Consider the following 12872-nt stretch of genomic DNA (forward strand, 5'->3'; position numbering starts at 1 on the left):
TTGACCAACATCAATGATTTCTTCTTTTACAGGCTCATTTCCTTCAATATTCTCTCTATGAAAAAATAAAAAAGTGAATTGTCAGCTGTCAATTCACTTAAGAAGATGATCAATTTTTCTTATTAAAGCGTCCTCTGTCTAGCATTTTTTCAACAGGAATACTCATGAAGTTCACTGTATTGTATGAGCTTGCTGCGGTAAATTCAACAATTGGTCTAGTATGTGTAATCAGCTGGAGGTCCCATGCAACTCCATTAAATTCATTATACTGCCCATTAATCGTTAACAATTTATTCGTCATACCTGAAGGCTGAATCTGCATATTTACAAACTGATTGCCGCTGCATTCATTTGGAATCGTTTCGCTTGAAGTCAATACGACTGCATTCACACAATCATCAATTGAGAAATTGACAAAACGGTTTGCATTCACCCAGCTGTAGCCGCTGGCAGGTTTGACTGCCTGAAGCTTTACTGCTGTATTGAGTCCTGCAAAATTGATATTTTCGAAGTTGACAAAGGAAATTTCATGACCTGTGCCGTTTGAGTAGAGAGAAAGGCCTGTTCCTTTATAACTCTCACTCCAATTTATGATATTTACGTTTTCAATTTTTGATTTGTTCCAGGTGTTGTAGTATTTGTACTTTCCGTCCAAATAAATCACAACTGAATTAAATGTTGAATCATCTATTGCGATATAAGCACCTGAAAGAGATGCATTTTTTTGCAGCTCAATGACGCGGAAGTTACCATAGACAATGAAACGGGAACCGTAATTGAATAATAGTTTGACACCCTCTTTAATCACAATTGGACCCGTAATAATATATTCCCTATTTCCAAGCTCCACTAGCTTATCTGCATTGTTCTTTGCATAATCAATCGCTGCCTGTATTTTGGCTGAATCGTTCGCGCCCTGAAAATTTTCTACCAACACACTCATATGTTCACGTCCTGTATAATTTGTTACTTTGCCGTACTATTAATCTCACAGCGAAGTATTACTTTATTTTATGTCGAATTCTGCTGATTGCTACGTATTTTTATAGAAGAAAAAGCCCGCTAATAGAATCAGCGGGCAAAGAAAAACGACTATTTATTCAGGTTATGAGAATACGTATTTTCCTCATTCGCCTTCACCATAAATTCATATTGAAGGAGTCTTACTTCGAAGAGGCGCAATGGATCGTAATAGATTTCAGGACTTGCTTTCATTTTCTCAAGCGTTGCTTTTGAACTTGCAATTTCATTTTCTGATTCTTTAATAGTCTGTTCTACATACAGAATCGGATTTTGGAAGAACATGATGATGTCCGCTTTTAGAGCTTTTTCAAATAAGCCGAATTCGAGGAAGAATTTTTTTGAAATTTCTTCTGCTGTGTCCTCGTAGTTTTTGCTTTCAACATATTTTTTATATTGGTTGTACAGCATTGATTTATTTTGAGGCATCGCAGCGAACAGTTTTCCTGCACTTTTCAGCAGGAATTCAGTCGGCTTGAATCTGAGCAGGATATTCTGCTCGTCAACATCCGCTCTGCTTGTCATTCGGTTTAAATCCCGGCGCCAGTCTTCAATGATTTTAAAATCGCAGAGAAGCTTCATTTTTTCTACGCCGTATAAACCGTTGAAAGATAGGCTCATTTCATCAAGATATGCCTGACTTTCATTCAGCTCTTCATTTGATTGTGCAAGCCATTCCCGGAGAGCTGTCTGAAACTTTGGAATCAGGTTCTGATGAACATACGCGTCTATTTCTTCATTCATTTTCTTGTTTAATGTGATGTGAATCTGGCTGAAATCACTGTTTTCGCTGATATGAGCTGAACAGCTGCGCAATATTTTCGGCAGCTGCACAGCCATGTCTCTTTTCATCTCGGCAGTTACTTCACGATAGGAAGCTGAGATGGTTTTTGCCTTTTCCTGCTCCACGTCTCTTAAATGATTCATGAAACCGTTCAGTCTTACTAAGATATCCTCGTTCCATTTCACCGACTCTACTAATCGATTCTCCATTTGAACCCGTTTGTTCAAAAGATCCGTGAGTGTCTTGCGAATGAAATAAAGAAGTTTTGCCGTGCGTTTCTCTTCAAGCTTTGCATCCGATCTGCTGAAAACAGTATTTAAGAATTCTTTCAATCCATTAAGATGATCAGGTGAAAAAGCAAAAACCTGAGACTGCGGGAAGAACTGGTTGATGGTTCCCTGCAGCTCTTCTGCCAATTTCCACTGTTCAGATGAGTGATTCAGAATAAAGTGAAACGGTGTATCAACAGCATATTCCTGAAGCTTCATCAGCAGTTCAAGCTCGTGCTCGTTAAAAGGCGTATTTTTATCAAGGACAAATAGCATTCCGTCTGATATCGGAAGAAATTCAGCTGTTTGTTCTACATCTCCAAGACGGTCAAGTTCAGGTGTATGCAAGAATACCGTCTTGTTTTCTTCTAATAGAGCAGATGGCCACTTCACTTCAATCCACGTATTTTCTGATTCCTGATACTCGGGATTATCAGATATCCTTTTGATGCCGGCATCAGTAATTTCATTCATCTCCGCCAAATCACCTTCAGATCGTACAAATACAGGTGAACCCGTGCGGCTGACCAGATTTTCGTGAAGGATATGATTAATAAAATCAGATTTGCCGCTTTCAGAAGTGCCGCTGATTAAAAGATGGGATGTATTTAGATCCGAAAGCCCGGAAACAAGCCATTTCTTTTTATAGCCCACTTCGATATGGTTGTTTTCAGCCCAAGCAACAAGAGATTTAAATAAGTCCAGGCTGTATTCAAGACTGATGCTGTCATGTTCAGAATTAAAGATCAGCTTTTCAGCTGTCTTAAGACTCTCCGCATCCATTGCTGAAGGGAAAATTTCACTCCATGCAAGCACAGCAGTTGCCGCAAATAACGCTTTTGACTGATTTGCAAGCTTTTGCCAGTTTGATAATAGGACAGGAACGATATCCTCTAAATCCTTTACCAAATAAGTGCCATTAATCACACTTAAGTAAGTGTTCTGATGAATATCAGACATCTTCGTCCATGATTCAAACGGCTGCACTTCAACATTAAGGAAAATGGTATTAACGGTTTTCAGCCATGATAAGTAAGAGTCTTCATGGCGGTAGCTTTCCCACAAGGAAGCCGTAACTTTCTGAAATGATTTTTGATTGATTCGGAACAGAGAAATAAGCGGCTGATAAAAATATTCCGGATCAAACGATTTCGTATATCCTGCTTGAACATATTCATCCAGCAGCTCAAACCATTGCAGCGATTCCGTCCGCATGCCCTCACTTACAGCAAGCTCCACGGCATTCTTCCAATCCTGCTGATCCTCATAGAAAGATCGGGCAAGATCCGTTACATTCGGATAATCAGAATTTATATCCAGTGCCTTTTTAATGACCTTATATGCAAGTTCAATCTTGTCCCTTACTAAATAGAGTGAAAATAATTCAAGCGCCACTTCCATCTTCAAAGTCTTCGAATCACTTTGAATGGATGTGTAAATATCCTCTGCAGCTGAAAGAAGACCAAGCGCATAATAAGAGTCCGCAATATTTTTCTTGGCCCATGGCTCTAATTCATTGCTGATATTTTCCCACTTAAAAATAGCTGTCTCATAATCTTTGTTGTGAAAATAGACCTCGCCCTGCGCGAAGCGAATAAAGGACAGATCATATACTTCCTTTGCCTGCTCCTCGAAATAAAGTTCGCCGAGCACCTGTACCGGCTGAGCGGAAGCACTGTCTTCCATAAACCTTTCAAAATATGCTTTATGAATCAACTGTTTATCGTTTGTCATTTTATCCTCCACCTAACGTACACTAGAAACTTATCTATAATAGTCTATTCTATCAAAAGATGCATTTAGAATGCTTTATTTGTGTATACCCGTTTTGACCGTTTTTACACTACAAAGGATCTAGTTGGAATAAACAATGATATCTCACTGGGCTTTAAGTTGGAATTTAGATGTATGTATTATCCAGAATTCATTGAATTAATGGCAAACACCGGTAATTAAAAGGATAATTTTTCCTTATATAGTGGTCGAGTGATTCTAAAGACTTATTTTACAGGTAAAATAAGCTAATTCGTTTCCGAACCTTCTGTTGAAAATAATAAAAGACACCTTTTCTATGGTGCCTTTTTCCGAGATTTTAAAACCTTCTATTTATCTTTGAAACTAAAACCCAAGTATCGACACTCTCTCTTCAAATACATCCAACTCATAAAAAGGAATACATACTGTATACTCGTACTTGGAATGGGTTTCCAGGTTCAGCTTCTTCCATGCCTCAGGATTGCTTGTCATAAGAATGATTTTCTGGCTCTCATTATCATAACCGATGATGCCAAAATCAAATCCTTTATAGAACGTTGATGGGATGATTTCATAAGCATCATCAAGATCTTCTTTATCGACAGACTTCACATAAACACCTGTAATACTTTTTGAACTGATGACGAAACCATTCAATATATATCTGAGGAGTCTCTGGATATTAATTTCACTTGATTGTTCCTTGCAATAATAGAGTATTCTTTTCCTCTATACACCGCATACTTCCCTTTTTTAATCATGTAGCATCCGCCCCTATTTAAAAGAAAAAGAGAGGATTAACCTCCTCCCTAATTCCAAATATCATTACCATGCCAACTCTTCTATAAAACTCAGCCTTTAAAAAAGTTCTGTTTCTTTCTCATCATATCTAGCTCTTGCGGAATAAGCAGCTTTGATAACGGGGTGTCCGGATTTAATATAATCCCTGTTTGTCCATCTATCTGGTTAAGCACTTCTTGAAAGGATACAGCAATGGCTGTACTGTTCTTGAACATTTTCTCGATTGGAAATTTTGAAGAAAAGACAGGCAATAGCTTCCGGGTTTTCTTCTCCATTATCTGAACCTGCTTCAGCGAAAATAATACATCTTGTCCATCGGCATCTAGTTCACTTGTTTGCTTTTTAATCAGCCAAATCGTACTTTTCCCGAGTTTTTCGTAAAAGTCAGCTATTTTATCGCTGTGACTCATGGCATCAATCAAAGCTTTTTCTAAGGTGTTGAATGGATTGCTCATTTTTCTCCGAATCCCAAAATCGGGCTCTTTTTCTCTGAGATGCTTACTTCTTCAAAATCAACAGTTTTTATATACTCATATTTTCCGAGTGATGAAAATCCATGATCATCTACTGTGTTTGGATCAATGGATTTCAAGATGACTGTCCGTTCTGCCTCATTGACGCCTTCCACAATAAATTCCCGGCCTTTATAGATGGCATAAGGTTTATACTCATAGGCATTCTCTAATTCAGATTGAGCAATTTCTTTAATGAAAATGTTCTTCTTCAATCCTGCTGCCTGAAATCCCGCTCCTTGAGCTGCTTTGTCACGCGTGCGCAAAGTGACCTTTCCGCTTCCTTCAGGGATGATTGAATACTCTTTCCCTTTATAGATGCCGTATTCTCCTTTTTTAATCATGACTGTTTAACTCCTCTATACTGTAAAATCTTTGATCATATTTATCATAGATTCCAACCAGTTCTTCTGCGCCGTCTTTAACAACGTAGATTTCACCGGCGCTTGGTCTCGCGTTAGTTCCATAAATCGTTTCAAACTCAGGGACAATCTTACCATTTTCAGCCGCTGTAAATCCATGCCCTGTTTGAGGATAGCTGATATATTCATTAGGCTTTGCTGCATGAGGGCTGTTAAGCTCTTCTGCATATGGTATCTTTAGCCGTTCGCTTTGTTCTGTTGTAAATCGGATCACAGCGTATTCTTTGTCAGGTGAAAACGGTGTGTTCGGATAGTCCATCCGCAAGGAATTGTACATATCTGCAGACGATGTAATGTCGCTGACATCATCCATCTTCGCTATGCATCCCCCTACGTCTGTAAGTTGACCAGATAAATACAGCTCTAGCTTATCCTGGTCAATGACCTTCTGCAAAACGGTTGAACCATTGACAGCCGGTACAGCTTCCCGGACTTGATGCATTTTGTCCAATTCCTCAGGCGTTAAATCCTTGTAATATTGGGCTTGAAGGGTTAAGAATTCGTCCTTTAAAAGCCCTGCTTCACCAAGCACCGAATCAATCTCCGCTGCAAACCCTTTCCCCTGCGAAAGCTTTGCATAATCAAAACTCGTATCCATCCCGTGAGTCTCGGTCGCAACTTTCGGCTTAGAGGATGTCCCATCTGGAACTTTTGTCAGCTTCGCAGCTTTTCCCAGCTTATCAATTCCCTTGCCTCCGAGAAGACCAAGTCCAATAGAGACGACACCATATGTAAAGAATTCCGTCCGGCTGTATACATCACCATTTATTACTTTTGTTTCCCAGGCTTCTGAGAGCGTGTTCCACATGGACTCAAGGGTTTCAAGGGGGTGAATGATGGCATCCCACATAGCTTCATATGTTTCCCATTCTGTAAGGGATACGAGCCCGTCCCAGGCATCTGTAAGCCCATTTTTAGCACCATCCCACAGACCGGAGAAAAAACCGCCCCAGCCCGAAGAAGCAGACGATTTGGCGGCCTCATCTGCTTCTCTCATGCCATTTGCGGTGTTTTCAATTAATGTTTTTGCATCTTGCGTCAGTGTATGAAACCGATTAACCAGATGACGGATCTCTTCCTGAAGATCAAGAGCCCTGTCTACACGTGCAACAGAGGTAAAGCGCAGTCTGGCAGATTCCCAGTTTAACAGATCAAGTGCATCTCCCGTATAAGAACGGGATTGCTCAATGCGCTGCGCGAAATCTTCAAGTTCTTCCGGTCTAATTTTAATTTCCATATGCGGTCTACCTCTCCTTTTTCCCTTTAAACCATTTGCAGCGCTGTATCAGGCGAGGCCAGCAGCAAGTTCCCTAAGCCTTCCGATTTCATTTCTGAGTTCCTGAAAAAGCTCATCCTTCATTTCGTATATATGATGATAAGTGACACGAATGTCATCTCTAATACTTTCATAGGCTAATTTTGTCTGGCCGGTCCATTCATCTGCATACTGCTGATGAATGTTATTAAAATGATAAACGCCGTCATCAAACGTACCCATTGCATTCTTAATAGCAGCAAGGTATGCTTCGAGTTCATCTGCATCCCGGTTGTATTCGGCCTGCTTTCTCTTTCTCTCCAAGTCTTCAAAGAAGTCTTCGATCGTATCCAACAAGTTCTTTCCACGTCCTTCTTCCTGATTTAGAAGCATCTTATAGTTATGTTAAAATATGGGGATGAATCCGGCAACTATCTATTAAACTATTTTTACACGTAGGCGAATATGACTAGAAAAGAAATTATCCTTTCCTACTATTAGAATATATTGAAAACTTCATGCCTTTTATTCCGATTAAATGACCTTATTTAAGGATATAAACTCGTTCAGGTCTTCCAATTGTTCCATAGGATAAATCAGCAGCAATTTTCTCCTCGGAGATGAGATGTTCAAGGTACCTCCTTGCAGTTGTCCGGCTCACGCCGATTTGCTTTGCCACGGTTTCAGCCGTTAGTCCCTGTCCCGCATCCAGCACTTCCATGACTTTAATCAGCGTCAGTTTATCGATTCCTTTTGGGAGCATGGGCTTTTCATAAATGTCCTGCTGCTTATACAGAAGCTTGTCCACTTCTTCCTGACCCATGATTTTGTTTTCCGATCTGATTGCTTCAAGCTTGCGGTAGTGGTCTTCGTATCTTTTTAAGGACTGCTTGAACCGCTCAAAAACAACAGGTTTGATAATAAAATCAAACACTCCGATTGTAATGGCTTCCTGAACGGTTTCAATTTCCCGGGCAGCTGTTATCATAATGACATCTGTCTGCTTATCAAGCTGCTTGATTTCTTTTAATAAATCGCATCCGTTCATATCCGGAAAATACACATCAAGGAGGATTAAATCAGGTTTTAAAATATCAATCAAGCTTTTTGCTTCAGCATAATCAGCAGCGATTCCGATGGTTTGAAATCCCTTAATCTGCTCAAGAAATCTTCTTTGAATCTCCGCAATCCTTAAGTCATCTTCAATGATCAGCACCTCAATGGCTTGATTCATGATCATACCCCCTGCTTTTTGGAATGGCTACAGTAAATGCAGTTCCTTCTTCTTTCTTCGATGAAAACGTAATCGTTCCTCCCGTTTTTTTCAAAGCCTGCTGAACAAGACTCAGTCCGATGCCTGCATTTTTGTCCCTGCTCTTTGTAGAGAACCCCTGCTGGAATATGCGCTCGAAATGTTTTTCCTCTATACCTGGTCCATTGTCTTCAACTTCAATAATCAATTCTTTGCCCAGATCTGTTAAAAAGAGCGATACCTTTTTATCACCATCTTCTTTTTCTCTGACAGCTTCAAATGCATTATTCAGCAGATTGCCAAAAATGGTGATTAATGCATCACGATTCAGCGAGTCCGGAACATCCTGAAAGCTGCTTCCTTCATCTATGGAAAACTGTATTTTCAATTCGCTTGCCAGACTGATTTTCCCTAAAATAAATCCCGCGAGAATAGGATCGGGAATTTCTCTCATGATGAAGCCAATAAATCCCTGTGTGACATTTACTTCTTTTGAAATAAACTCAATCGCCTCTTTGTAAGAACCCAAATGGATAAGTCCAAGGAGTGTATACAGCTTGTTTGAATATTCATGTGTCTGCGCTCTTAAACCCTCCGCATATGCTTTTACGTGGGACAGTTCCTTCAGCACCTGTGACAGCTCGGATTTATTCCGGAAGCTCGCTACAGCGCCAATAACTTCCCCTCTTTTATCAAAAATAGGAATGCGGTTTACAACGAAAACGTCCTCCAGAATGATAAATTCCTGATCGTACTCAGCTTGTCCGGAATCAACCACCTGCAGCAGATGAGTATCTTTAATAATCTCTTCAATCCGCTTTCCTCTTAACAGGACCTCATTTGGAATCTGCAGGATTTTATGGGCATTTTCATTTACCACCGTGATTTTCCCATCTGTATCAATTGCAATGATTCCTTCATGAATGGACTCTAAAATAGCATGCTTTTCCTGATACATCCATGCAATCTCACGCGGCTCAAGGCCGAATATGGCTTTTTTTATATTTAAAGAGATTAATAATGCCGAAATAATTCCGCCTATTAAAATGATGATCGTAAAAAATAAGATTTTATGTTCAAGACTTGTCAGCTCTTTTTCGATATCCTCCTGAAGAAACCCAACAGAAACGACTCCAATTACTTGATTGTTCAGATCAAATATGGGTGCTTTTCCTCTAAGGGATGGCCCAAGGGTTCCGATGGATTCAGAGATGACGGTTCTTCCTTTAAATACCTCTTCGTTATCTCCGCCCACCATTTTTTCGCCCAATCGATCCACATCAGGATGTGAATACCTGATTTCATCAAGGTTTCCTACGACGATAAATTCCGCCCCCACCTCTTTGCGGATTTTCTCTGCGACCGGCTGAATGATTTCAGACGGATTTTCTGCTGAGAAAGCTTCCCCGATCTCAGGCATATAAGCGATCGTCTCGGCAACAGACAGTGCCTGCATTCCTTTATCCTTTTTCAAATTGGTCTCCATGATGGATTTAAACGTTAATTCAAATATCCCTGCCATCAAGACCACTACCAGGCAAATCCCTATCATCAGCTTAGTATGTAATCGCATTCATTCACCTCTGCTTAATCATAGTAAAAAAACTCCTTATAAAAAAGGAGTTTTTTAGCCTTCTACGTTAATGATGACATCCTTCCCCCGTTTTTTCATCAAAACAGGAATCAGCAGCCATAGTGCCGTAAGAATCAAAAAGGAGATGGAAAGAGGGCGTGAGAAGAAAATGCTGTACTCTCCATTTGAAATAGTAAGCGCCCTTCTCATATTGTTTTCTATCATTGGACCTAAAACCAAGCCTAACACCAGAGGAGCAATTGGGTAATCATTTTTTGTCAAAAAGTAGCCGAGTACACCGCATGCAAGGAGAAGGAGCAAGTCATAGACTGAGACCTGCACCGCGTATACACCAAAAATGGAAATGGCGACAATAATGGGAATCAAATACTTTTTCGGTGTTTGAATGATTTTAGCAAACACTTTAACAAGCGGCATATTTAATGCAAGAAGCATAACATTCCCTATAAACATGCTTGCAATTAAGCCCCATGCAACTTGAGGATGATCTTCAAAAAGCAGCGGACCCGGCTGAATGTTGTACATCATTAGGGCACCCATCAAAATCGCAGTTGTCCCAGATCCCGGAATGCCAAGCGTTAATAAGGGAATCATCGCGCCGCCAGATGCAGCGTTATTCGCAGATTCAGGCGCAGCCACACCAGCAATCGCACCCTTGCCGAACTTCGATGGATTCTTGCTGATTTTCTTTTCCATGATATACGAAAAAAATGAAGCCAATGTAGCACCGGCGCCCGGCAGTATCCCGATGAAAAATCCTAAAAATGAACCTCTTGCAATCGGACCTGCTGATTCCTTCAATTCATCTTTAGAAGGTAAAATGTTATTGATTTTAGCAATTTCCGCATCTTCCTCTTCTTTTTCAAGGACCGTCTTGAAAACCTCGCCTAATGCAAATAAGCCAACAGCTATCGTTAAAAATTCAATGCCCTGATAAAGCCATGGGAAATCGAATGTAAATCTGGCAACTCCTGATACATTATCCACTCCAATCGTTGCGAGCAATAAACCTGTGATTGTCATGATGAGAGCCTTTGTCACCGATTTTCCTGCCAGACCGCTGACTGCTGCGATGCCAAGAAGCATCAGTGAAAAATATTCTGCCGGTCCAAACTTAATGGCTACGCTTGATAAAGGCTTTGCCAATAAGATAAGGGCGATAAGCGTGACAATTCCGGCAAAAAAAGAGCCGATTGCAGCGATGGAAAGTGCACTTCCCGCCCTGCCGTTCTTTGCCATTTGATAGCCATCAAGTGTAGTGACAACAGAGGATGATTCCCCAGGTGTATTTAAAAGAATAGACGTTGTGGAGCCTCCGTACATGGCTCCGTAATAAACCCCTGCAAGCAGAATGATGGCGCTTGTTGCCGCTTGTTCCGGCGGCAGCCCCCCAGTCATAGAAGCTGTGACCGGTATTAAAAGGGCTACGCCGCTCATCGGCCCGATTCCAGGCAGAACGCCCACCGCTGTCCCAATCAGGACCCCTGCAAAAGCAAAGAGGATGTTATACCAAATGAAGGCTGACTGAAAGCCCTGCAGCAGATAATCAAGAGTTCCCATTGTGCTTTTCCTCCTTTCATTTCCTTAAAACCATACCGGAAAGCTCGGCAGGGTTCCTTTAAGAACAACAACAAATAAATAATAGATTCCCGCAGAAAAACAAGCAGATATCACGATTGATTTCACCCATTGCCCCCGTTCCATTGCTTGAAAGCATATGAATAGGAAGACAAATGTCGTGATGACGTAACCGATTGTTTCCAGCAGCGCAATATAAAACAAGGCTGCAGCGAAAATAATAATGAATGTTTTGATCTGCAAAGGTTCCTTTTTTCCGTATTTCTTTTGATAATGAAGGGTTTCATAAAATAAACGCAGACTTAGCAGAAAAAGGATTGCACCGAGAAAGAACGGAAAAATATTAGGCCCGACAACACTTCCATATGAAGATTCTGCGATCTGCATACTGCCGTACATAAAGAGCGATCCGACCGTTAAAAACAAAACGGCTGCTGCCCTGTCAAAATGGATTGACATGTGAATCATCCTTTCCTGTAAGAAAAGCGGAAGCGCCTTGTTCTGACTGAAGATCTAGGCGCTGCTGCAAGACATAGAAACGCTGAATTTTATTCTTTCTTAAAACTTGAAGCAAGAAGAAGCCTGTAATTATTTCGCCATTCCAACAGCCTCAAGCAAGGTCTGCACTTGTTTTTCCTGCTCTTCTAAAAACGTTTTAAAGTCCCCGCCATTCTTATATTCCATTTCCCATCCCTGTGTTTCGACTTCCTTTTTCCATTCCTCTGACTGGACTAAATTTTTTATTGTTTTCTCCCAGTATTTAAAGGCTTCATCAGACATTTCCGCTGGACCGAATACCCCGCGCCAAATGGTGAATTCAGCGTCAATTCCCTGCTCCTTCGCAGTTGGAAGATCCTTAAGCTCGCCTTGAAGCCGCTCGGGTGCTGTTGTTGCCAGAACTCTAACCTTGCCTGCCTTTAAGAATTCTTTCACACTTGATACATCTGTTCCGATCGCATCAGCATTGTTTCCGAGAAGAGCTGTAATGGCCTCGCCTCCCCCATCATAGGAAACATATTTTAACTTTGTCGGATCCGCTCCATCTGCATAAGCAGGAAGAATCGAAATCAGGTGGTCCATCGAACCTGGTGCAGATCCTCCTGCAAAAGTAAGCTTGCCCGGATCTTTTTTCACATCATCCAATAAGGATTTAAGGTCTTTGTATTTTGAATCTTCTTTCACAACAATTGCCCCGTAATCCTTCGTCAATTGAGCAAGCGGTGTTGTATTTTTGTACCCGTACGGACTGTTCCCTTCTTTTTTCAGGTTATTGATAATAACAGGAGGCGAATTGACAAATAGCCGGTCATTATTTTGAACATCCTGTGTGGCATATTCGGCCATGAATACCGCTCCGCCTCCGCCAGGTTTGTTTTCAACTGTGAGCGGCTGATCTACAAGCTTGGTTTCACTCAAGACCTTCACGAATGACCTCGCCGTTAAATCCCAGCCTCCTCCGGCACCTGATGGCGCGACAACCGTTAAAGCCTTTGTTGGATAGCCTGTACTGCCGGAAGCTGCTTTCTCACCGCTGCTGCAGGCACCTAAGCTTAATGCAAGAGCGCCTGCACAAATGATCATGGATACTTTTTTAAATCCGAACATATACATCCCCCTTTGTAAGCGTTTT

Annotated in this window: 12 protein-coding genes; all 12 read right to left on the minus strand. The window is 41.1% G+C overall.

All coding sequences use genetic code 11. The features are described from left to right. Nucleotides 1-109: 109 nt before the first annotated feature. Nucleotides 110-943 carry a hypothetical protein gene (locus E2R53_RS18555; RefSeq protein WP_133313253.1) on the minus strand — a complete coding sequence of 278 codons (834 nt, stop codon included), beginning with the start codon at nt 941-943 and terminating at the stop codon, nt 110-112. A gap of 149 nt (nt 944-1092) precedes the next feature. After that, a complete protein-coding gene (locus E2R53_RS18560; protein WP_133313254.1) occupies nt 1093-3807 on the minus strand; it encodes a GTPase domain-containing protein in 2715 nt (904 codons plus the stop codon). A 384-nt stretch (nt 3808-4191) separates the two neighbouring features. After that, a complete protein-coding gene (locus E2R53_RS18565; RefSeq protein ID WP_133313255.1) occupies nt 4192-4440 on the minus strand; it encodes a hypothetical protein in 249 nt (82 codons plus the stop codon). A 239-nt stretch (nt 4441-4679) separates the two neighbouring features. Further along, nucleotides 4680-5084: an SseB family protein gene (locus tag E2R53_RS18570; protein WP_133313256.1), complete on the minus strand. Its 405-nt coding sequence runs from the start codon at nt 5082-5084 to the stop codon at nt 4680-4682. Continuing rightward, a complete protein-coding gene (locus E2R53_RS18575) occupies nt 5081-5485 on the minus strand; it encodes a hypothetical protein (RefSeq protein ID WP_133313257.1) in 405 nt (134 codons plus the stop codon). The genes E2R53_RS18570 and E2R53_RS18575 overlap by 4 nt, the downstream gene beginning before the upstream one ends. Next, a complete protein-coding gene (locus E2R53_RS18580; RefSeq protein ID WP_133313258.1) occupies nt 5478-6800 on the minus strand; it encodes a hypothetical protein in 1323 nt (440 codons plus the stop codon). Before E2R53_RS18580 ends, E2R53_RS18575 begins: the two co-directional genes overlap by 8 nt. 48 nt (nt 6801-6848) lie before the next feature. After that, a complete protein-coding gene (locus tag E2R53_RS18585; RefSeq protein ID WP_286166294.1) occupies nt 6849-7175 on the minus strand; it encodes a hypothetical protein in 327 nt (108 codons plus the stop codon). 187 nt (nt 7176-7362) lie between these two features. Beyond that, on the minus strand, nt 7363-8052 hold the full coding sequence (locus E2R53_RS18590; protein WP_353653485.1) for a response regulator: 690 nt from the start codon (nt 8050-8052) through the stop codon (nt 7363-7365). After that, nucleotides 8036-9643, minus strand: coding sequence for an ATP-binding protein (locus tag E2R53_RS18595; protein WP_133313261.1), 1608 nt, complete (start codon nt 9641-9643; stop codon nt 8036-8038). Before E2R53_RS18595 ends, E2R53_RS18590 begins: the two co-directional genes overlap by 17 nt. Nucleotides 9644-9697: 54 nt before the next feature. Next, nucleotides 9698-11224 (minus strand): tripartite tricarboxylate transporter permease, encoded by a 1527-nt coding sequence (locus tag E2R53_RS18600; protein WP_133313262.1) that lies wholly within the window; start codon nt 11222-11224, stop codon nt 9698-9700. A 24-nt stretch (nt 11225-11248) separates the two neighbouring features. Beyond that, the gene (locus E2R53_RS18605) at nt 11249-11701 is read right to left on the minus strand and encodes a tripartite tricarboxylate transporter TctB family protein (RefSeq protein WP_133313263.1); all 453 of its coding nucleotides are present in this window, start codon (nt 11699-11701) and stop codon (nt 11249-11251) included. A gap of 129 nt (nt 11702-11830) precedes the next feature. Further along, nucleotides 11831-12847, minus strand: a complete 1017-nt coding sequence (locus tag E2R53_RS18610) for a Bug family tripartite tricarboxylate transporter substrate binding protein (protein ID WP_133313264.1) — start codon at nt 12845-12847, stop codon at nt 11831-11833. Nucleotides 12848-12872: the final 25 nt, after the last annotated feature.

This window comes from Peribacillus frigoritolerans, from assembly GCF_004358755.1.
Taxonomy (GTDB): Bacteria; Bacillota; Bacilli; order Bacillales; family Bacillaceae; genus Bacillus_P.

Bases quoted from the DNA above. Each gene is read 5' to 3' on its own strand.
- E2R53_RS18555 (WP_133313253.1), bottom strand. From the start codon at position 943: ATGAGTGTGTTGGTAGAAAATTTTCAGGGCGCGAACGATTCAGCCAAA.
- E2R53_RS18560 (WP_133313254.1), bottom strand. From the start codon at position 3,807: ATGACAAACGATAAACAGTTGATTCATAAAGCATATTTTGAAAGGTTT.
- E2R53_RS18570 (WP_133313256.1), bottom strand. From the start codon at position 5,084: ATGAGCAATCCATTCAACACCTTAGAAAAAGCTTTGATTGATGCCATG.
- E2R53_RS18575 (WP_133313257.1), bottom strand. From the start codon at position 5,485: ATGATTAAAAAAGGAGAATACGGCATCTATAAAGGGAAAGAGTATTCA.
- E2R53_RS18580 (WP_133313258.1), bottom strand. From the start codon at position 6,800: ATGGAAATTAAAATTAGACCGGAAGAACTTGAAGATTTCGCGCAGCGC.
- E2R53_RS18590 (WP_353653485.1), bottom strand. From the start codon at position 8,052: ATGAATCAAGCCATTGAGGTGCTGATCATTGAAGATGACTTAAGGATT.
- E2R53_RS18595 (WP_133313261.1), bottom strand. From the start codon at position 9,643: ATGCGATTACATACTAAGCTGATGATAGGGATTTGCCTGGTAGTGGTC.
- E2R53_RS18600 (WP_133313262.1), bottom strand. From the start codon at position 11,224: ATGGGAACTCTTGATTATCTGCTGCAGGGCTTTCAGTCAGCCTTCATT.
- E2R53_RS18605 (WP_133313263.1), bottom strand. From the start codon at position 11,701: ATGTCAATCCATTTTGACAGGGCAGCAGCCGTTTTGTTTTTAACGGTC.
- E2R53_RS18610 (WP_133313264.1), bottom strand. From the start codon at position 12,847: ATGTTCGGATTTAAAAAAGTATCCATGATCATTTGTGCAGGCGCTCTT.